The organism is Xanthobacter flavus (genome assembly GCF_017875275.1).
GTDB classification, from domain to species: domain Bacteria; phylum Pseudomonadota; class Alphaproteobacteria; order Rhizobiales; family Xanthobacteraceae; genus Xanthobacter; species Xanthobacter flavus_A.
The window spans coordinates 4,275,628-4,295,668 of the sequence record NZ_JAGGML010000001.1 but is presented as its reverse complement, the minus strand read 5'-3'; the positions used below and the strand labels follow the sequence as shown (position 1 = coordinate 4,295,668).

At 66.6% G+C, this 20,041-nt stretch carries 14 protein-coding genes and 1 tRNA gene; 2 read left to right on the top strand and 13 right to left on the bottom strand.

Features of this window, described 5'->3' with window-relative positions; genetic code table 11:
* The first annotated feature begins 23 nt into the window (after positions 1-23).
* On the top strand, positions 24-347 hold the full coding sequence (locus tag J2126_RS20250) for a hypothetical protein (RefSeq protein WP_209488637.1): 324 nt from the start codon (positions 24-26) through the stop codon (positions 345-347).
* A 43-nt stretch (positions 348-390) separates the two neighbouring features.
* On the opposite strand, the gene J2126_RS20245 is transcribed toward J2126_RS20250, so the two are convergent.
* Entirely contained in the window at positions 391-1,413 is a 1,023-nt protein-coding gene (locus tag J2126_RS20245) for an LLM class flavin-dependent oxidoreductase (RefSeq protein WP_209488636.1), read from the bottom strand.
* A gap of 260 nt (positions 1,414-1,673) precedes the next feature.
* Between J2126_RS20245 and J2126_RS20240 the strand changes: the two genes are divergently transcribed.
* On the top strand, positions 1,674-3,623 hold the full coding sequence (locus J2126_RS20240; protein ID WP_432445354.1) for a YgiQ family radical SAM protein: 1,950 nt from the start codon (positions 1,674-1,676) through the stop codon (positions 3,621-3,623).
* Between the two features lie 6 nt (positions 3,624-3,629).
* Here J2126_RS20240 and J2126_RS20235 read toward each other — a convergent pair whose 3' ends face one another.
* From J2126_RS20235 to J2126_RS20180, 12 genes are all read right to left on the bottom strand, one after another.
* Positions 3,630-4,955 carry an RsmB/NOP family class I SAM-dependent RNA methyltransferase gene (locus tag J2126_RS20235; RefSeq protein WP_348634353.1) on the bottom strand — a complete coding sequence of 442 codons (1,326 nt, stop codon included), beginning with the start codon at positions 4,953-4,955 and terminating at the stop codon, positions 3,630-3,632.
* Between the two features lie 92 nt (positions 4,956-5,047).
* Positions 5,048-5,533, bottom strand: coding sequence for a J domain-containing protein (locus tag J2126_RS20230; RefSeq protein WP_209488633.1), 486 nt, complete (start codon positions 5,531-5,533; stop codon positions 5,048-5,050).
* Positions 5,534-5,679: 146 nt separating this feature from the next.
* Entirely contained in the window at positions 5,680-7,026 is a 1,347-nt protein-coding gene (locus tag J2126_RS20225) for an APC family permease (protein WP_209488632.1), read from the bottom strand.
* Positions 7,027-7,196: 170 nt separating this feature from the next.
* On the bottom strand, positions 7,197-11,381 hold the full coding sequence (gene rpoC, locus J2126_RS20220) for a DNA-directed RNA polymerase subunit beta' (protein WP_209488631.1): 4,185 nt from the start codon (positions 11,379-11,381) through the stop codon (positions 7,197-7,199).
* Positions 11,382-11,483: 102 nt separating this feature from the next.
* On the bottom strand, positions 11,484-15,560 hold the full coding sequence (rpoB, locus tag J2126_RS20215; protein WP_209488630.1) for a DNA-directed RNA polymerase subunit beta: 4,077 nt from the start codon (positions 15,558-15,560) through the stop codon (positions 11,484-11,486).
* Between the two features lie 273 nt (positions 15,561-15,833).
* Complete coding sequence (gene rplL / locus J2126_RS20210) at positions 15,834-16,205, bottom strand: 50S ribosomal protein L7/L12 (protein WP_024279832.1); 372 nt, start codon at positions 16,203-16,205, stop codon at positions 15,834-15,836.
* 68 nt (positions 16,206-16,273) lie between these two features.
* Positions 16,274-16,792 carry a 50S ribosomal protein L10 gene (gene rplJ / locus J2126_RS20205; protein ID WP_209488629.1) on the bottom strand — a complete coding sequence of 173 codons (519 nt, stop codon included), beginning with the start codon at positions 16,790-16,792 and terminating at the stop codon, positions 16,274-16,276.
* Positions 16,793-17,525: 733 nt separating this feature from the next.
* Complete coding sequence (gene rplA, locus J2126_RS20200; protein ID WP_209488628.1) at positions 17,526-18,224, bottom strand: 50S ribosomal protein L1; 699 nt, start codon at positions 18,222-18,224, stop codon at positions 17,526-17,528.
* 5 nt (positions 18,225-18,229) lie between these two features.
* Entirely contained in the window at positions 18,230-18,679 is a 450-nt protein-coding gene (gene rplK, locus J2126_RS20195; protein WP_024279835.1) for a 50S ribosomal protein L11, read from the bottom strand.
* A gap of 178 nt (positions 18,680-18,857) precedes the next feature.
* Complete coding sequence (nusG, locus tag J2126_RS20190; RefSeq protein ID WP_024279836.1) at positions 18,858-19,388, bottom strand: transcription termination/antitermination protein NusG; 531 nt, start codon at positions 19,386-19,388, stop codon at positions 18,858-18,860.
* 14 nt (positions 19,389-19,402) lie between these two features.
* On the bottom strand, positions 19,403-19,600 hold the full coding sequence (gene secE / locus J2126_RS20185; protein ID WP_209488627.1) for a preprotein translocase subunit SecE: 198 nt from the start codon (positions 19,598-19,600) through the stop codon (positions 19,403-19,405).
* A 273-nt stretch (positions 19,601-19,873) separates the two neighbouring features.
* A tRNA-Trp gene (locus J2126_RS20180) sits at positions 19,874-19,950 on the bottom strand.
* Positions 19,951-20,041: the final 91 nt, after the last annotated feature.

The following is a 20,041-nucleotide window of genomic DNA, read 5'->3' as shown; positions in this document are numbered from 1 at the left end:
AACACCCACGAATGGTGGACGCAATGAAACGGCTTATCGGACTTCTGGTGCTTCTCGCGGCGCTGGGCGGGGTTTCCGCCCAGGCTCAGCCGGTGCCGGAGATCTGCTCCAAGAAAAAGTCCTGCTTCATGACCTTCGACGGCCCGGACCGTGGCTTCTGCCAGGCCTATGTCGAAGGAAAATCATGCTTCATGTCGTTCAACGACGCAGCGGATCGCGGCTGGTGCCAGCGCCTGCGCGAGGGCAAGTCGTGCTTCATGGCGCTGGACGGCGAAGCGCGGCGCGCCTGCGAGGCCGGCCGCATCCCGCGCGAGCACCGGCACTGGATGCGGCTCTGCAGCGGCTGATAGCTTGCAGGGCCATGGCCCTGCAAGCCGATCATGTCCCGCCTCAGCGCCAGCCCAGGGCTGGCGCGACATGGGTCAGGATGGCCTCGATGACATGGGCGTTGTAGTCGACGCCCAGCTGGTTCGGCACGGTGAGCAGCAGCGTGTCGGCCTCGGCGATGGCCTCGTCCTCGGCGAGTTGCTTGATGAGGGCGTCCGGCTCGGCGGCGTAGCTGCGGCCGAAGATGGCGCGGGTCTTCTCATCGATGAAGCCGATGGAATCCTCCTCCTTGCCGCCCCGGCCGAAATAGGCGCGGTCGCGGTCGTCCACGAGCGCGAAGATGGAGCGGCTCACCGAGACGCGCGGGGTGCGGGCGTGGCCCGCCTCGGCCCAGGCGGCGCGGTAGGCGCGGATCTGCGCAGCCTGCTGGACATGGAAGGGCTCGCCCGTCTCATCGTCCTTCAGGGTGGAGCTTTGCAGGTTCAGCCCGAGCTTGGCGGCCCAAACCGCCGTTGCGTTGGAGCTGGCGCCCCACCAGATGCGCTCGCGCAGGCCCTGCGAGTGCGGCTCCAGCCGCAGCTTGCCGGGCGGGTTGGGAAACATGGGCCGGGGATTGGGCTCAGCGAAGCCCTCGCCCTTCAGCACCTCCAGGAACACCTCGGCATGGCGACGGGCCATGTCGGCGGCGGTCTGGCCTTCCGGCGGGCCGTAGCCGAAATACCGCCAGCCATCGATCACCTGCTCCGGCGAGCCCCGGCTGATGCCGAGCTGAAGCCGCCCGCCGGCGATGAGATCGGCCGCGCCGGCGTCCTCCGCCATGTAGAGCGGGTTCTCGTAGCGCATGTCGATGACGGCGGTACCGATCTCGATGCGCTTGGTGCGCGCGCCCACCGCCGCCAGAAGCGGGAACGGGGCGGCGAGCTGGCGGGCGAAGTGGTGGACGCGGAAATAGGCGCCGTCCGCGCCCAGCTCCTCCGCCGCCACCGCGAGCTCGATGGATTGCAGCAGCGCATCCGCCGCCGAGCGGGTCTGCGACTGGGACGAGGGCGTCCAGTGGCCGAACGAGAGAAAGCCGATCTTCTTCAAGGCAGACACTTCTGGGCTGTGAAACGTTGCCGCCAACCTAGCCCGGCCAGCCGCCCCGCGCACCTTTCGCCTCCGCAAGCCGGCTTTGCACGGGAAGGGTCCCCGCACGAGAAGATGTGTTCCGGCATGGGCCAGGATCGGTTGAATTTGCCGCTTTTGATCCCTATTCGTCACCCATGGACACACAGGTCTGCCCCGTAACGCCGTTGCCTTTCCTGCCCTGGCCCGCCCCGGCCAGCCGGCCGGCCCCCTTCCTGCCCATGAGCCGCGCCGAGATGACGGCGCTCGGCTGGGATCAGTGCGACATCGTCCTGGTGACGGGCGATGCCTATGTGGACCACCCGAGCTTCGGCATGGCCATCATCGGCCGGCTTCTGGAGGCACAGGGCTTTCGCGTCGGCATCATCTCCCAGCCGGACTGGCAGTCGGCGGAGCCGTTCAAGGCGCTGGGCAAGCCGCGCCTGTTCTTCGGCGTCACCGGCGGCAACCTCGATTCCATGGTCAACCGCTACACGGCGGACCGCCGGCTGCGCCATGACGACGCCTATACAGCCGGCGGCGAGGGCGGGAAGCGGCCGGACCGCTGCACCATCGTCTATACGCAGCGCTGCCGCGAGGCGTACAAGGACGTGCCAATCATCCTCGGCGGCATCGAGGCCTCGCTGCGCCGGATCGCCCATTACGACTACTGGTCCGACAAGGTGCGCCGCTCCATCCTGGCCGATGCCAAGGCGGACCTGCTCATCTACGGCAATGCCGAGCGCGCCGTGGTGGAAGTCGCCAACCGCATCGCGGACGGCGACGCCCCGCGCGACATCGACGACGTGCGCGGCGTGGCCCTGTTCCGCCGCGTGCCCGAGAACTACACCGAACTCCACGCCGACGACCTCGACGCCTCGGACGAGGGCGCCGCGCGCCATCCCGGCGATGTGGTCATCCGCCTGCCGGCCTACGAGCAGGTGGAGGTGGACAAGGAAGCCTATGCCCGCGCCTCCCGCGTGCTGCACCGGGAGAGCAACCCCGGCAACGCCCGCCCCCTCGTGCAGCGCCACGGCGACCGCGACCTGTGGCTGAACCCGCCGCCCATTCCGCTCACCACGCAGGAAATGGACGCGGTCTACGACCTGCCCTACGCCCGCGCGCCGCATCCCTCCTATGGGGACGCGAAGATTCCCGCGTGGGACATGATCCGCTTCTCGGTGACGATCATGCGCGGCTGCTTCGGCGGCTGCACCTTCTGCTCCATCACGGAACACGAGGGCCGCATCATCCAGAACCGCTCGGAGGGCTCGATCCTGCGCGAGATCGAACTGATCCGCGACAAGACCCCGGGCTTCACCGGCGTCATCTCCGACATCGGCGGCCCCACCGCCAACATGTACCGGATGGCCTGCAAGGATCCGAAGATCGAGGCGGCCTGCCGGCGCCCGTCCTGCGTCTTCCCCGGCATCTGCCCGAACCTCAACACCTCCCACGACGACCTCATCCGCCTCTATCGCAAGGTGCGCGAGGTGGAGGGGGTGAAGAAGGTGATGGTCGCCTCCGGCGTGCGCTACGACCTCGCCGTGGAGAGCCCGGAATACATCAAGGAGCTGGTGACGCACCATGTGGGCGGCTACCTGAAGATCGCCCCGGAGCATACCGAGCGCGGGCCGCTCGACAAGATGATGAAGCCGGGCATCGGTACCTATGACCGCTTCAAGGAGATGTTCGACGCCGCGGTGAAGCAGGCGGGGAAGAAATACTACCTCATCCCCTATTTCATCGCCGCGCATCCGGGCACGACCGACGAGGACATGATGAACCTCGCGCTCTGGCTCAAGAAAAACCGCTATCGCGCCGACCAGGTGCAGACCTTCCTGCCCTCACCCATGGCGACCGCCACAGCCATGTACCACACCGGCGTCAATCCGCTGCGCGCCGTGCGGCGGGGCGGCAGCGACCGGGTGGCGACCGTCACGGGGCTGCGCCAGCGGCGGCTGCACAAGGCCTTCCTGCGCTACCACGACCCGGATAACTGGCCGCTGCTGCGCGATGCCCTCAAGGCCATGGGCCGCGCCGACCTCATCGGCCCGCGCCCCGACCAGCTCATCCCCGCGCACCAGCCGCCCGGCACCGGCAAGGCCGCCGGCACCCGCCGCCCGGTGCGGCCCACCCCTGCAGGAGCGCAGCGCTTCACCACCAAGGGCGTGCCGCTGCGCAAGAAGTAGGGCGGCCTATTCGGCGGCAGCGTCCGTCTCGGCCGCAGCCGCCTCGCGCTGAAGCACGGCGGCGAAAAAGCCGTCCGTGTCGTGCCGCGCGGGCGTGAGCGCCAGATAGTCGGGATGCGCCGAACCTTGGATCTGCGGCGCCACCTCGCTCAGGGGAACGACCCGGAAGGCGGGGTGCGCCGCGAGGAAGGCGGCGACCTGCTCCTCGTTCTCCTCGGCCAGCAGGGAGCAGGTGGCATAGACCAGCCGTCCGCCCGGCTTCACCAGCCGCGCCGCGCTGGCGAGGATGCGCGCCTGTAACGGCAATAGCGCGTCGAGCCCCGGCCCGAGCACGCGCCAGCGCGCGTCGGGATTGCGCCGCCACGTGCCGGTGCCGCTGCACGGCGCATCCACCAGCACCCGGTCGAAGCCGCCCTTGTGGCGCTTCACCCAGCGGTCGGTCTCGCTGGCGAGCGGCCGCATCTCGATATTGTGGAGGCCGGCGCGGCGGAACCGCTCGGCGGCGCGCTTCAGGCGGTTCTCCAGCACGTCGCAGGCGATGACGTGGCCCTTGTTTTTCATCTGCGCGGCGATGGCCAGCGTCTTGCCACCCGCCCCGGCGCAGAAATCCACCACCCGCTCGCCGGGCTTGGCATCCACCACGACGGCCACCATCTGGGAGCCCTCGTCCTGGATCTCCACCTCGCCGGTCTTCAGCATGGGCAGGCGGTTGAGCGCCGGGCGCTCGCTGACGCGGATGCCATAGGGCGAGAGGAGCGACAGCTCGGCCGGCAGGCCGAGAGCACGCAGGGCGGCCAGTATCTCCGCGCGGTCAGCCTTGATCGGATTGACGCGCAGGTCGAGCGGCGCCGGTGTCAGCATCGCCGCCATCTCATGGGGGAAGTCCTCCCCGAACCGGCGATGCAGCCCCTCCGCGCACCATTCAGGGCATTCGTAGCGCACATCCTCCGGCATGGAGGGATGGTCGATCCGCGCGCCCTGCAGCTTGACCAGCAGCGCGCGCTCCTGATCGGTGAGCGGGGCCGGCGCGAACTTGGCGCCGGAGAACAGCGCCTGCACCTGATCCCGCGTCTTGCCGCCGCCGAGCACCAGCCAGGCCAGCAGCCGGTTGCGGGGCGTATCCGGGCGGCCGTGCCGCTTGAGCCACCAGCCGAGCCGGGCGTGATGCCGCAGCAGGATATACAGCAGCTCCGAAATCGGGCCGCGCTGCACCGCCGGAATATCACGCCGGGTGCGGAAGAAGTCGGAGACGACAGCATCGGCCGGACGCGCGACGGCGTCGACTTCCTCAATCAGATCAAGGGTGGCTTGGAGGACTGCGGCGAAGCTCACTGAGGCACGATCAGGCTGGAAACGGGGCGGCACCATAGGCGATGGCGCAAGCCTTGACCATCATGGCGCCCGCTTGCAGGTCCAGCAGCGCCTCACGCGTCCACCAGCATCTCCAGCAGCGCGTCGCGGGCCTCGGCGATACGGCGGTAGTGCGCATCGCTGCCGCCCGCATCGGGATGGGCGGTCTTGGCGCGGCGGCGGAAGGCCGCGTTGATCTCGGCGGCGTCCAGCCGGCCGTCGGGCGGCAGGCCCAGGGCCTCGCGGTGCGCGCTGTCGTCCTCCCCGTCAAACATGGCCATGAGCGCGCGGCGGGCCTTCTGCGCGGCGCTGCGCAGCTCGACCTGATCCTCCTGCCAGCGCTTCCGGGACATGACGAAGCAGGCGCCGAAGGCGATGCGGCCAGTCTCCTCCAGTTCGTCCAGGCTGAAGGGCCCGACCACGCCATAGGGTGCATCGAGCCACGCCTGCCGCCCCGCAGCGTCCGCCTCCACACGGCCGATGGTGACCATGTCGAGCACGCCCAGAGAGCCGTTCCAGACGACCCATTGCTCGGTCCCGGAGAAACTCGTGTCGGTCATGCAACGCGCCTTTTGCCCGCGGGCGCGTGTCTGTGACAGGTGCCCGTGCCCGGGAGGTGCTTCCTCAGCCCCTCCCTGTCGGAAAGGCGCCGCACCGGCACATCCGCGGTACGGCCATGCAGGACTGAAGCCAAATCGGCTCGGGCCTACGGCTCGGCGTTCCGAATGCCCGGGCGCAGCATCGCAAGGGCGGCGCCGAGCGCGATCCAGGCCATCACCACATAAGGCCAGAGGTTTCCCGGGAACGCTGGCACGGGATAGACAGAATTATAGAGCGGCCAGAGCATGGCGAGCGAGCCGAGCAGTCCCAGCGCGAGCCAGACGAGGCTCCTCGCCTTCACCGCATGGACGACGGCGGCGAGCGTGACGCCGAGATAAGCGACGATCAGCGCCAGCACGCCGATGGTGCCCACATTGTCGTAATAATCCGCCGGGCCGATAAAGGGCGCCCAGGCCAGCAGGCCGGCGAGCATCAGCAGGCCAACCACCAGCACCGACACCGCAGGCGTGCCGTGGACGGGATGCACCCACGCAGCCGTGTCCGACAGGCCCGCGCGGCCCAGCACGAACAGCATGCGCCCGGCCGCGGCAAGCGTGCCAAGCACGCAGGAGATGGCAGACACCGCGGCGGCGATGTCCAGCGCGGTCGCCATCCGAAGGGTGCCGTATTTCAGCGCCAGCGTGTTGAGCGGCGCCTCGTCGGCGGCCAGCGCCTTCATGTTGTCGACGCCGAAGCCCACCACCTGGATGTAGGAGGCGAAGACGAAGAACAGGCCGGCGAGCACCACCGAGCCCAGGAGCGCGATGGGAATGGCGCGGCCGGGCTGGCCGGTTTCCTCAGCGAGGGTCGCTGCCGCCTCGAAGCCCGCGAAGGAGAGCACGGCGAACACCACCGCATAGCCCACCCCCCACCAGCCCATGGTGGGATCCGGCCGGAACGGCGCGGCGGTGAGGCCGCCGGTGGCGCCGACGGCGGTGAGGATCTTCACGCCCAGATAGACGATGACGCAGATGGAGCCCAGCTCCAGCAGCAGCATGAGCCGCGCCGCCACCGCCATGTCGCGGTAGGCGAAGAGAGTGCCGACGAGCAACGCCGCGACGCCCAGCGCCAGCCACCAGGCTCCGATATGGATGCCGTGGTCGGCGAAGGCGGCCCGCAGGAAGTCCCCCACCAGAGCCGCGCTGCCCGAACCGCCTGCAATGTACAAAAGCAGCATGCACCAGCCGGCGATGAACCCGGCACGCGGACCGAAGGTCTGGCCGATGTAGGAATAAGCCGAGCCGGCGCGCGTCGTCTTCCGTGCGAAGAAGACGAAGGAGAATCCGACAAGCGCCACCATGAGCGTGCCGAGCGCGAAACCGAGCGGCGCGGCGATACCCGCGGCGCCCACCGCCAGCGTTACATTGAGCGCCATGGCCATGGTGGGCGCCATCACCGAGACCGACAGCCCCACAGCCTCGACCGGCCCGAGGTTACGCTTGAGTTTGACCATGATCTGCGCCCCGAATCCCCCGAGATCGTGCTCAGTGTCAGCTTGCTAGCGTTGCCTGGGCAATGCCGGAGATCGGCCCGATCGGCCGCTTTGGCCGCCCTCTCCCGGCAAAAGAAAAGGCCGCCTCGAAGGGCGGCCTTTCCGATGGATGCGAGCGCTTGAGCGCCGGATCACTCCGCCGCGTCGGCGGGGCCTTCCACGAGCGGCTGGCCGTCGCCCTGCTCGTCGCGGGTCGCAACGATGAGGTCGTCGCGGTTGGTCGCGATGGTCCGCAGGCGAGACATCTGGGCGCCGGTACCGGCCGGGATGAGGCGGCCGACGATGACGTTCTCCTTGAGCCCTTCCAGCGGATCGATCTTGCCGTTGACCGCCGCTTCCGTGAGGACGCGGGTGGTCTCCTGGAAGGAGGCCGCCGAGAAGAAGGAGCGGGTCTGCAGCGACGCCTTGGTGATGCCGAGCAGCACGGGATGGCCGGTGGCGGGCTTCTTGCCCTCCTCGGCGGCCTTCTCGTTCGCCTCGAGGAACTCGAGCCGGTCGACCTGCTCGTTGTCGAGGAAGTCGGTCTCGCCCGAGTCGTCGATCTCCACCTTCTGGAGCATGTTCCGGACAATCACCTCGATGTGCTTGTCGTTGATGTGCACGCCCTGGAGCCGGTAGACCTCCTGGATCTCGTTCACGAGGAACGCGGCAAGCTCTTCCACGCCCTTGATCGCCAGGATGTCGTGCGGAGCCGGGTTGCCGTCGACGATGAAGTCGCCCTTCTCCACCACGTCGCCGTCCTGGAGATGGATGTGCTTGCCCTTCGGGATCAGGTACTCGACCGGATCCCCACCGTCCGTCGGCTCAATGGAGAGCCGGCGCTTGTTCTTGTAGTCGCGGCCGAACCGGATGGTCCCGGAGATCTCCGCGATGATGGCCGCATCCTTGGGACGGCGCGCCTCGAACAGCTCCGCCACGCGCGGCAGACCGCCCGTGATATCGCGCGTCTTGGCGCTTTCCATGGGCACGCGGGCCACCGCGTCGCCGGCCTTCAAGGTCTGGTTCGGATCGACCGAGATGATCGCCTCGACAGGCAGGGCATAGCGTGCATCGCCGCCACGGGGCAGCTTGATGATCTTGCCGTCCTTGCCCTTGATGAGGATCGCCGGACGCAGCTCCGGACCACGGCCAGACCGCGAATCCGTCACCACGCGCTTGGCGATGCCGGTCGACTCGTCGACCTGCTCGTTCATCGAGGAGCCCTCCATGAGGTCCTCGAAGGCCACCGTGCCGTCCACTTCCGACAGGATGGGACGGGTGTAGGGATCCCACTCGGCGATGCGCTGGCCGCGCTTGATGGTATCGCCCTCGTCCACCTTGAGGCGGGCGCCGTACTGAACGCGGTTCACCGCGCGCTCGGTACCGTCATGATCGACGATGACCACAGCGAGGTTGCGGCCCATCACCACGAGATCGCCGTCCGAGTTCCGCGCCACGTTGCGGTTGCGGATGCGAACGGAGCCCTCGAAGTTCGATTCCACGAAGGACGAGTCAGCGAGGGTCGCCGCGCCGCCGATGTGGAAGGTGCGCATGGTGAGCTGGGTACCCGGCTCGCCGATCGACTGGGCGGCGATGACACCCACCGCCTCACCCATGTTGACCGGCGTGCCGCGGGCGAGATCGCGCCCGTAGCAGGTGCCGCACACGCCGTTGCGGGTCTCGCAGGTCAGCACCGACCGGATCTTGATTTCCTGGATGCCCGACTTGTTGATCCGCTCGACGTGCGGCTCCTCGATCATCTGGCCCTTGGGCACGATGATGTCGCCGGTCGCCGGTTCCACGATGTCTTCCGCCGCGGTGCGGCCGAGGACGCGTGAGGCGAGCGACGCCACGATCTGGCCCGCGTCGATGATGGCGCGCATGTGGATTCCCTTGTCCGAGCCGCAATCGCGCTCGGTAATGATGGAATCCTGCGCCACGTCGACGAGACGACGGGTGAGATAGCCCGAGTTGGCCGTCTTCAGAGCGGTATCGGCAAGGCCCTTACGCGCGCCGTGGGTGGAGTTGAAGTACTCCATCACGGTCAGGCCTTCCTTGAAGTTCGAGATGATCGGGCTCTCGATGATCTCGCCCGACGGCTTGGCCATGAGGCCACGCATGCCGGCGAGCTGCTTCATCTGAGCGGGCGACCCACGCGCTCCGGAGTGGCTCATCATGTAGATCGAGTTGATCTGCTTCTCGCGGCCGGTCTTGGGGTCCTTCTTGACCGAAGAGATTTCCTTCATCATCTCCTCGGCGACGCGATCGGAGCACTTGCCCCAGGCGTCGACGACCTTGTTGTACTTCTCACCCTGGGTGATGAGGCCGTCGTTGTACTGCTGCTCGTATTCCTTGGTGAGCGCGCGGGTCTCCTCGACCAGATCCCACTTCTTCTTCGGCACCACCATGTCGTCCTTGCCGAACGAAATGCCGGCGCGGAACGCATTGTAGAAGCCGAGCGCCATGATGCGGTCGCAGAAGATCACGCTCTCCTTCTGACCACAGTGCCGATACACGGCATCGATCATGTTGGAGATTTCCTTCTTCGTCATCAGCTTGTTGACGACATCGTAGGAGAGCTTCGGATCCTTGGGCAGCAGCTCGCCGATCTTCATGCGACCGGGCGTGGTCTCATAGATCTTGGAATACTGCTTGCCGTCCGGGCCGATGCCGATGTAGCGGCCCTTGATCTTGGTGGCGAGGGTGATCGCCTTGGCGTTCAGCGCGTGGTCGATCTCCGCCATGTTGGCGAACATCATGCCCTCGCCCGGCTCCTTCTCCTTCATGATGGAGAGGTAGTAGAGCCCAAGCACGATGTCCTGCGACGGCACGATGATCGGCTGGCCGTTCGCCGGGTGCAGGATGTTGTTGGTGGACATCATCAGCACGCGCGCTTCCAGCTGGGCTTCCAGCGAGAGCGGGACGTGGACGGCCATCTGGTCGCCGTCGAAGTCGGCGTTGAACGCCGAGCAGACGAGCGGATGCAGCTGGATGGCCTTGCCTTCGATGAGCACCGGCTCGAACGCCTGGATGCCGAGGCGGTGGAGCGTCGGCGCGCGGTTCAGCATCACCGGATGCTCGCGGATCACCTCGTCGAGGATGTCCCAAACCTCGGGACGCTCCTTCTCCACCAGCTTCTTCGCCTGCTTGACGGTCGCCGAATGGCCCTTCGCGTCGAGGCGCGAATAGATGAAGGGCTTGAACAGCTCCAGCGCCATCTTCTTGGGCAGGCCGCACTGGTGCAGCTTCAGCTCCGGTCCCACCACGATGACCGAGCGGCCGGAATAGTCCACGCGCTTGCCGAGCAGGTTCTGGCGGAACCGGCCCTGCTTGCCCTTCAGCATGTCGGCGAGCGACTTCAGCGGACGCTTGTTGGCGCCGGTGATGACGCGGCCGCGGCGGCCGTTGTCGAACAGCGCGTCAACCGCTTCCTGAAGCATGCGCTTCTCGTTGCGGATGATGATGTCCGGCGCGCGCAGCTCGATCAGCCGCTTGAGGCGGTTGTTGCGGTTGATGACGCGGCGGTACAGGTCGTTGAGGTCGGAGGTCGCGAACCGGCCGCCGTCCAGCGGCACCAGCGGGCGCAGGTCCGGCGGGATGACCGGGACGTGGGTGAGGATCATCCACTCCGGCTTGTTGCCGGAGAGCTGGAAAGCCTCGACGATCTTCAGGCGCTTGGCGAGCTTCTTGGGCTTCAGCTCGGTGGTGGCCTCGGAGATCTCCACGCGCAGATCGGCGGCGATCTTGTCAAGGTCCATGGAGCGCAGCAGCTCGCGGATGGCCTCGGCGCCGATCATGGCGGTGAAGCTCGATTCGCCGTACTCGTCCTGGGCGCGCAGGTAATCGTCCTCGGAGAGGAGCTGACGGTACTTGAGCTTGGTGATGCCCGGCTCGATGACGACGAAGTACTCAAAGTACAGGATGCGCTCGAGGTCCTTGAGCGTCATGTCGAGCAGCAGGCCGATGCGGCTCGGCAGCGACTTCAGGAACCAGATGTGCGCCACCGGGGCGGCGAGCTCGATGTGGCCCATGCGCTCGCGGCGCACGCGCGAGAGGGTGACCTCGACGCCGCACTTCTCGCAGATGATGCCCTTGTACTTCATCCGCTTGTACTTGCCGCACAAGCACTCATAGTCCTTGATGGGACCGAAGATGCGCGCGCAGAACAAGCCGTCACGCTCGGGCTTGAACGTGCGGTAGTTGATGGTTTCCGGCTTCTTGATCTCGCCGTAGGACCACGACTTGATCTTCTCCGGGCTCGCGATCGTGATGCGGATCTGATTGAAGCTCGGGGCCGGAACGGTCGGATTGAAGACGTTCAGGATTTCCTGATTCATGAGCTGGCTCCCAAACGAAGTGGGCCTTTAACTTGAGGCCCGGCCGGCAGAAGCGCCGGTCGGGCAATCCGCTTTGCGCGGGGCGACGGGCTGAAGCGCCCGTCAGGTGTTCTCGAGATCGACGTTGAGGCCGAGCGAGCGCATTTCCTTCACGAGCACGTTGAAGCTCTCGGGAATGCCGCTCTCGAACGTGTCCTCGCCGCGCACGATGGCCTCGTAGACCTTGGTGCGGCCGGCCACGTCGTCCGACTTCACGGTGAGCATCTCCTGCAGCGTGTAGGCGGCGCCGTAGGCTTCGAGCGCCCACACCTCCATTTCGCCGAAGCGCTGGCCGCCGAACTGCGCCTTGCCGCCCAGGGGCTGCTGGGTGACGAGCGAGTAGGGGCCGATGGACCGGGCGTGGATCTTGTCGTCGACCAGGTGATGCAGCTTCAGCATGTAGATGTAGCCGACCGTCACCTTACGATCGAACGGCTCGCCGGTGCGTCCGTCGAACAGCGTGGACTGTCCGGAGCGGTCGAGGCCCGCCCGTTCCAGCTCGTGCTCGATGTCCGCCTCGTGGGCGCCGTCGAAGACCGGAGTGGCCATCGGCACGCCCTTGCGCAGGTTCTCGCCGAGCTCAGGCAGTTCGTCGTCCTTGAGCTGCTCGATCTCATCCTTGCCGTAGATGATCTCCAGCCGATCGCGCAGCGGCTTCAGATCCTGCTTGGCGTAATAGGCTTCCACCGCGGCGGCCACCTGCCGGCCGAGGCCCGCGCAGGCCCAGCCGAGATGCGTCTCGAGGATCTGCCCGACGTTCATGCGCGAGGGCACGCCCAGCGGGTTCAGAACGATGTCGACGTTGGTGCCGTCCTCGAGGAACGGCATGTCCTCCACCGGCACGATGCGCGAGACCACGCCCTTGTTGCCATGCCGGCCGGCCATCTTGTCGCCGGGCTGGATCTTGCGCTTCACCGCGACGAAGACCTTGACCATCTTCATCACGCCGGGGGGCAGTTCGTCGCCGCGCTGCAGCTTCTCGACCTTGTCGAGGAAGCGCTGCTCGAGCCGCTTCTTCGAATCGTCGTACTGGGCGCGGATCGCCTCCAGCTCGGCCATGATGGCGTCGTCGGCGACGGCGAACAGCCACCACTGCGAGCGCGGATACTCGGTGAGGATCTCGCGGGTGACGGCGGTTTCCTTCTTGAAGCCCTTCGGCCCCGCAATGGCGACCTTGCCGTCAAGGATCTCGGTCAGGCGGCCGTAGACGTTGCGATCGAGGATCGCCTGCTCGTCGTCACGGTCCTTGGCGAGACGCTCGATCTCCTCGCGCTCGATGGCCAGGGCGCGCTCATCCTTGTCGACGCCATGGCGGTTGAACACGCGCACCTCGACGATGGTGCCCGTGGTGCCCGGCGGCAGGCGGAGCGAGGTGTCGCGCACGTCGGCGGCCTTCTCGCCGAAGATGGCGCGCAGGAGCTTTTCCTCCGGCGTCATCGGGCTCTCGCCCTTCGGCGTGATCTTGCCCACCAGGATGTCGCCCGCGCGGACCTCGGCGCCGATGTAAACGATGCCGGCCTCGTCGAGATTCTTCAGCGCCTCTTCCGAGACGTTGGGAATGTCGCGGGTGATTTCCTCAGGCCCGAGCTTGGTGTCGCGGGCCATGCACTCGAATTCCTCGATGTGGATCGAGGTGAACACGTCTTCCTTGACGATGTTCTCCGAGAGGAGGATCGAGTCTTCGAAGTTGTAGCCGTTCCACGGCATGAAGGCGACGAGCACGTTGCGGCCAAGCGCGAGCTCGCCCAGCTCCGTGGACGGGCCGTCGGCGATGATGTCGCCCTTGCGCACCTGATCGCCCACGCGCACCAGCGGACGCTGGTTGATGCAGGTCGACTGGTTGGACCGCTGGAACTTCATCAGCCGGTAGATGTCGACGCCCGACTTGGAGGGGTCGGACTCTTCCGTGGCGCGGATGACGATACGGGTGGCGTCCACCTGGTCGATCACGCCGGTGCGGCGGGCGGCGATGGCGGCGCCGGAGTCACGGGCGACCACGGCCTCCATGCCGGTGCCGACGAGCGGCGCCTGCGAACGCACCAGCGGAACCGCCTGGCGCTGCATGTTCGAGCCCATGAGCGCGCGGTTGGCGTCGTCGTTCTCAAGGAACGGGATCAGCGCCGCGGCGACCGAAACCAGCTGCTTCGGCGACACGTCCATGAAGTCCACGCGGTCGGGGCTGACGAGCAGCACGTCGCCCGCATGGCGGCAGACGATGAGGTCTTCCTCGAAGCGGCCATCCTTGTCGAGCGGGATGTTGGCCTGCGCGACGTAGTACTTCCCCTCCTCCATGGCGGAGAGATAGACCACTTCGTCGGTGACCTTCGAATCCACCACGCGGCGGTAGGGCGCCTCGATGAAGCCGTACTTGTTCACGCGGGCGAAGGTCGCCAGCGAGTTGATGAGGCCGATGTTCGGGCCTTCCGGCGTCTCGATCGGGCAGATGCGACCGTAGTGGGTCGGGTGCACGTCGCGCACCTCGAAGCCGGCGCGCTCGCGGGTCAGACCGCCCGGGCCAAGCGCCGAGAGACGCCGCTTGTGCGTGATCTCGGAGAGCGGGTTGGTCTGGTCCATGAACTGCGACAGCTGCGAGGAGCCGAAGAACTCGCGCACCGCGGCCGCCACCGGCTTCGCGTTGATGAGGTCCTGCGGCATCACGGTGTCGATGTCGACGGACGACATGCGCTCCTTGATGGCGCGCTCCATGCGCAGCAGGCCGACGCGGTACTGGTTCTCCATGAGCTCGCCGACCGAGCGGACGCGGCGGTTGCCCAGGTGGTCGATGTCGTCGATCTCGCCCTTGCCGTCGCGCAGCTCCACCAGCGTCTTGATGACGGAGAGGATGTCGTCGCGGCGCAGCACCCGCACGGTGTCGGGGCAGTCGAGGTCGAGGCGCATGTTCATCTTCACGCGGCCGACCGCGGAGAGGTCGTAGCGCTCGGGATCGAAGAACAGCGAGTGGAACATGGCCTGCGCCGAATCGAGCGTCGGCGGCTCGCCCGGGCGCATCACGCGGTAGATGTCGAAGAGCGCGTCCTCGCGGGTCACATTCTTGTCCGCCGCCAGCGTGTTGCGGATGTAGGCGCCGGTGTTGACGTGGTCGATGTCGAGGATCGGGATCTCGTTGTAGCCGGCTTCCTCGAGCAGCTTCAGCGTCTTCTCGGTGATCTCGTCGCCGGCCTCGGCGTGAATCTCGCCGGACTGGAGGTCCACGAGGTCCTCGGCGATGTACTGGCCGACCATCTCCTCATCCGAGATCTTGAGGGCCTTGAGGCCCTTCTCGGCGAGCTGACGCGCAGCGCGAACGGTGAGCTTCTTGCCGGCCTCGAGCACGACCTCGCCGGTGTCGGCGTCGATCAGGTCGGCGACGGCCTTGTAGCCCTTCATGCGCTTGGGATCGAACGGCATGCGCCAGCCGCCCTTCGCGCGCTCGTAGGGCACCTTCTCGTAGAAGGTCGAGAGGATTTCCTCGTTGTCGAGGCCGAGCGCGTACAGCAGGCTCGTCACCGGGATCTTGCGGCGACGGTCGATGCGCGCATAGACGATGTCCTTGGCGTCGAACTCGATGTCGAGCCAGGACCCGCGATAGGGGATGATGCGCGCCGCGAACAGGAGCTTGCCCGAGGAGTGGGTCTTGCCCTTGTCGTGGTCGAAGAAGACGCCCGGCGAGCGGTGCATCTGGGAGACGATGACGCGCTCGGTGCCGTTGACGATGAACGTGCCGTTCATGGTCATCAGGGGGATGTCGCCGGTGTAGACGTCCTGCTCCTTGATGTCCTTGACGGACTTGGCGCCGGTGTCCGGATCCACATCGAACACGATGAGGCGGAGCGTCACCTTCAGCGGGGCGGCAAACGTCATGCCGCGCTGGCGGCACTCGTCCACGTCATACTTCGGCGGCTCGAACTCGTAGCGCACGAACTCCAGCATGGCCGCGCCGGAGAAGTCGGAAATGGGGAATACCGACTTGAACACCGCCTGCAGGCCGTCGTCGTCGCGTCCGCCCTTGGGCTCCTCGATCTGGAGAAACTGGTCGTAGGACGCCTTCTGAACCTCGATGAGGTTCGGCATCTCGGCCACTTCCTTGATCTTGCCGAAGAACTTGCGGATCCGCTTACGACCGGTGAACGTTTGCGCCATCTCGATCCTCGTCCGTCCTGGTCTCTCGGGCCGGCCCCTGTCCTCCCGAAGGAGGCGGGCTCGCCGCGCCGGCACCGGAACCTCAATCAGCCATCGTGCCTTCAAGGGTTGGGGGCGAAACGCCATCCCCTTTCAGCACCATGACGGCTCTCCCGGCAGCCCCGAACTTTGTCCGGACCGGCTGCCGGGAGAACCGTCTCTCTCCCTGTCCGGCCTTCCGGCCGGCTATGGAACGGGTCCCGGCACAAGGCCGGGACCCGAAACGTCAAAAGCTCACTTGAGCTCGACCTTGGCGCCAGCCTTCTCGAGCTGGGCCTTGAGCTTCTCGGCCTCGTCCTTGGAAACGCCTTCCTTGACGGGCTTCGGAGCGCCTTCCACGAGGTCCTTGGCTTCCTTGAGGCCAAGGCCGGTGATGGCGCGGACTTCCTTGATGACTTCGATCTTCTTGTCGCCGGCGGCGGCAAGCATCACGGTGAACTCGGTCTGCTCTTCCACCGCGGCGGCGGCAGCAGCCGGGGCAGCGGCCACGGCCACGGCGGCGGCGGCGGAAACGCCCCACTTCTCCTCGAGGAGCTTCGCCAGCTCGGCGGCCTCGAGCACGGTGAGGGAGGACAGCTCGTCGACGAGCTTGGTCAGGTCAGCCATGGGATATTCCTTAAGATAGGTTCGGATTTTGGAATTGCGAGATCAGGCCGCCAAAGGCGGCCGCGGCCTCACGCTGCTTCGTCCTGCTTGGCATAGGCCCCGAACACGCGGGCGAGCTTGGCCGCCGGTGCCGTGGTGAGCTGCGCGATCTTGGTCGCCGGGGCCTGGATAAGGCCGACGAGCTTGGCACGCAGTTCGTCCAGGGACGGGAGTGTGGCAAGCGCCTTCACACCGTCCACGTTAAGGGCCGTCTTGCCCATCGCGCCGCCGAGGATCACGAACTTGTCGTTGGCCTTGGCGAACTCGACGGCAACCTTCGGCGCCGCCACCGGATCGCTGGAATAGGCGATCACGGTGGGTCCCTTCAGCAGGGACGCCACATGGGCGACGTCGGAGCCTTCCAGAGCGATTTTGGCGAGGCGGTTCTTGGCCACCTTCACGGTCGCACCCTCGGCCTTCATCTGTCGACGGAGTTTCGACATCTGGGCCACGGTGAGGCCGGAATAGTGGGCGACCACGACGACGGACGTGCTCTTGAACACATCCGTGAGCGTCGTGACGAGCTCTTGTTTTTCCGCTCGATCCACGTCTGGCTCTCTTTAAGCCTTGGCGGCACCCTCAACCTCCCGAAGGAGGCGTCCGGTCCCGCCGGTTGCGCCTTGCCGCGTCCTGCGGCCAACCTGTCTGACGACATGGAAGGCCGCGATCCGCGACGCTCTCATGCCCTGTCCCCTATTGCCCGGGCACGGAATTCCGTGTCGCGAAGCGCAAGGCGCTGGTTCCGAACCGATCTTCATCTCCGCCGGCTCGCGCCGTCCGGAGGGCAAATTACGGTCTTCCCCGTCTATGCTGGCTCCCCATTAACCACCCGTTAGGGCGGATTTCGGGAATTAAGCCTTGATCCTCGGCCCGATTGAGCGAACATCCCTTGCGGGCGCATCTCCATCGGGCCGGCACCACGGCACCGGCAGTCTCGGACAGGACTTTGCCTGCTGGTTCGCCCGGAGGCTCCAAGGAGCCACCCGAACGCCTGACAGACGACAAGGCCGGGCGGGCGAACCCTCCCAGCCCTTCCACCCGGTCAAGGGCGAAAGCCACAATACCTGATCCGGGCAGCAAGCCGCCCGGGAACAGCCCATATAGAGGCTGCTCTTCCTCTTGTCACGCCCCGATCATGATCCTTGCGCACTTTTTGCATACGGCAGCTGCCGGCCTGCCATGCGCCGATGGAAGGCCGTGCGAACCTCGCCAAGACGTGACATCCAAACGAAAAGGCCGGACCAACCGGCCCGGCCTTTCCAGAAGCTTGATCTGTGCCGATCAGGCGGAGAGCACGGTGGACGGCTCAACCTTGATGCCCGGCCCCATGGTGGAGGAGACCGCGACGCGCTGCAGGTAGGTGCCCTTGGCGCCGGCGGGCTTGGCCTTCACCACCGCGTCCACGAAGGCGCGGATGTTCTCGGCCAGCTTGTCGGCCGGGAACGAGGCCTTGCCGATGCCGCCATGGATGATGCCGGCCTTCTCGACGCGGAACTCCACCGCGCCGCCCTTGGCGGCGGCGACGGCGCCCTTCACGTCCATGGTCACGGTGCCGACCTTCGGGTTCGGCATCAGGCCGCGCGGGCCGAGCACCTTGCCGAGACGGCCGACGAGGGGCATCAGGTCCGGGGTCGCGATGCAGCGATCGAACTCGATGGTGCCGCCCTGGATGGTCTCCAGGAGGTCCTCGGCGCCCACGATGTCGGCGCCCGCCGCCTTGGCCTCGTCGGCCTTGGCGCCGCGGGCAAACACCGCCACGCGCACGGTCCGGCCGGAGCCGTTGGGCAGGTTGCACACGCCACGGACCATCTGGTCGGCGTGACGGGGATCCACGCCGAGGTTCAGCGCGACCTCGATGGTCTCGTCGAACTTGGCGGTGGTGCGCTCCTTGAGGAGCTTGAGGGCGTCGTCCAGGCCGTACAGCTTGTTACGGTCGATGCCCTCGTTGATGGCGCGGATGCGCTTGCCTTCCTTCGCCATGGCGCTCACCCCTGAACCTGCAGGCCCATGGACCGGGCCGAACCTTCGATCATCTGGACGGCGGCCTCAACGGTGTCGCAGTTCAGATCCTTCATCTTCTTCTCGGCGATCTCGGCGAGCTGGGCGCGCGTGACCTTGCCGACGAAGGTGCCCTTGCCGGGCGTCTTCGAGCCCGAGCCGGGCTTCTTCTTCGTCTCGAGGCCGGCGGCCTTCTTGAGGAAGTAGGAGACCGGGGGGGTCTTCAGCTCGAAGGTGAAGGAGCGGTCCTGATAGGCCGTGATCACCACCGGGATCGGCATGCCCTTTTCGAGCTGCGCGGTCTGGGCGTTGAACGCCTTGCAGAATTCCATGATGTTCAGGCCGCGCTGACCGAGCGCGGGACCAATCGGCGGGGCCGGATTGGCGCTGCCGGCGGGCACCTGCAGCTTGACGTAACCGGTAATTTTCTTCGCCATTTCAACAACTCCCAAAATGCGCCGCCGTCCGGTGAGGGAGCGGCGGGCGGGATTGCGTGGTGCGGGTCAAAAGGGCGCTTGGCGAGACGCCCCCTCCCCTCCCACGCCGGCGCACGGCCCCAAGGCAGCGCGCCAGACTTCGGCCCCTTGCCCCCGAAGGAGCGACGGGCCGTTCCGGTCAGACCTTCTCGACCTGACCGAATTCGAGTTCCACCGGCGTCGCGCGGCCGAAGATGGACACCGCCACCTTCAGGCGCGAGCGGCTGTCGTCCACCTCTTCCACGATGCCGTTGAAGGAGGCGAACGGGCCGTCCGACACCTTCACTGTCTCGCCGACCTCGTAGGAGATCGACGGCTTGGGACGCTCGATGCCTTCCTGCACCTGCTGCAGGATGCGCATGGCCTCCGATTCGGAGATGGGCATGGGCTTGTTGTCGGCACCCAGGAAGCCGGTGACCTTCGGCGTGTTCTTGATGAGATGGAACGCCTCGTCGGTGAGGTCCATCTTCACCAGGACGTAGCCCGGGAAGAACTTGCGCTCGGCATCGACCTTCCGGCCGCGGCGCACTTCCACCACCTTTTCGGTGGGCACGAGGATCTGCTCGAACAGGTCGGTCAGGCCACGCTGGTCGGCCTGCTCGCGGATCGAGTCGGCCACCTTCTTCTCGAAGTTCGAATATGCGTGAACGATGTACCAGCGCTTCGCCATGTGGGCCTCCCGCCTCAGTGCCCGAGGGTCAGCAGCGTGGAGACGCCGAACCGGATGATCTGGTCGGCCACGAGAAAGAAGATGGACGCCAGGAACACCATCACGAACACCATGGCGGTGGTGATCAGCGTCTCGCGGCGGGTGGGCCAGGTGACCTTGGCCGTCTCCGCGCGGACCTGCTGATAGAACTCCATCGGGCTGTTCTTCGCCATGGCGTCTTGCCGTCCGTTCCTGTTGCCGCCCGTTCCCGCGCCGCCTGCTCATGCGCCCCGGACCGCCCGGTGGCGCGGATGCGGCACTTGCCGCTTAAATTCTCTTCCCGCCGGCTTCGGCTCTCGCGAGACGTTGCTGCGGTGTTGCCTTCGGCGGGGCCGGGCCATGCCTCATATGGGCCGCCCGAAACGCGCCTTCAAGCCGTGCCGTTTCGGCGGCGTCTCGCCTGACCTGCCATCCCGAGCAAGCCCGCTCCTTGGGCTTTCCAGAAATGGCAGGAGTGGAGGGACTCGAACCCCCAACCCCCGGTTTTGGAGACCGGTGCTCTAACCAGTTGAGCTACACTCCTAAGGCCTGCGCCCCGACGCCCGGAATAATCCGCTATTCAGCGATCAACCTGCATCGAGGGTAGACTCCGCCGCGCCGGGAAGTGACCCAGC

What these genes read in the sequence shown, in the direction of transcription:
- rplA (WP_209488628.1), bottom strand. Translation starts at nt 18,224, where the DNA reads ATGGCGAAGGAAGGCAAGCGCATCCGCGCCATCAACGAGGGCATCGAC.
- rpoC (WP_209488631.1), bottom strand. Translation starts at nt 11,381, where the DNA reads ATGAATCAGGAAATCCTGAACGTCTTCAATCCGACCGTTCCGGCCCCG.
- secE (WP_209488627.1), bottom strand. Translation starts at nt 19,600, where the DNA reads ATGGCGAAGAACAGCCCGATGGAGTTCTATCAGCAGGTCCGCGCGGAG.
- rpoB (WP_209488630.1), bottom strand. Translation starts at nt 15,560, where the DNA reads ATGGCGCAAACGTTCACCGGTCGTAAGCGGATCCGCAAGTTCTTCGGC.
- J2126_RS20230 (WP_209488633.1), bottom strand. Translation starts at nt 5,533, where the DNA reads ATGACCGACACGAGTTTCTCCGGGACCGAGCAATGGGTCGTCTGGAAC.
- J2126_RS20240 (WP_432445354.1), top strand. Translation starts at nt 1,674, where the DNA reads ATGAGCCGCGCCGAGATGACGGCGCTCGGCTGGGATCAGTGCGACATC.
- J2126_RS20250 (WP_209488637.1), top strand. Translation starts at nt 24, where the DNA reads ATGAAACGGCTTATCGGACTTCTGGTGCTTCTCGCGGCGCTGGGCGGG.
- rplK (WP_024279835.1), bottom strand. Translation starts at nt 18,679, where the DNA reads ATGGCGAAGAAAATTACCGGTTACGTCAAGCTGCAGGTGCCCGCCGGC.
- rplL (WP_024279832.1), bottom strand. Translation starts at nt 16,205, where the DNA reads ATGGCTGACCTGACCAAGCTCGTCGACGAGCTGTCCTCCCTCACCGTG.
- J2126_RS20225 (WP_209488632.1), bottom strand. Translation starts at nt 7,026, where the DNA reads ATGGTCAAACTCAAGCGTAACCTCGGGCCGGTCGAGGCTGTGGGGCTG.
- nusG (WP_024279836.1), bottom strand. Translation starts at nt 19,388, where the DNA reads ATGGCGAAGCGCTGGTACATCGTTCACGCATATTCGAACTTCGAGAAG.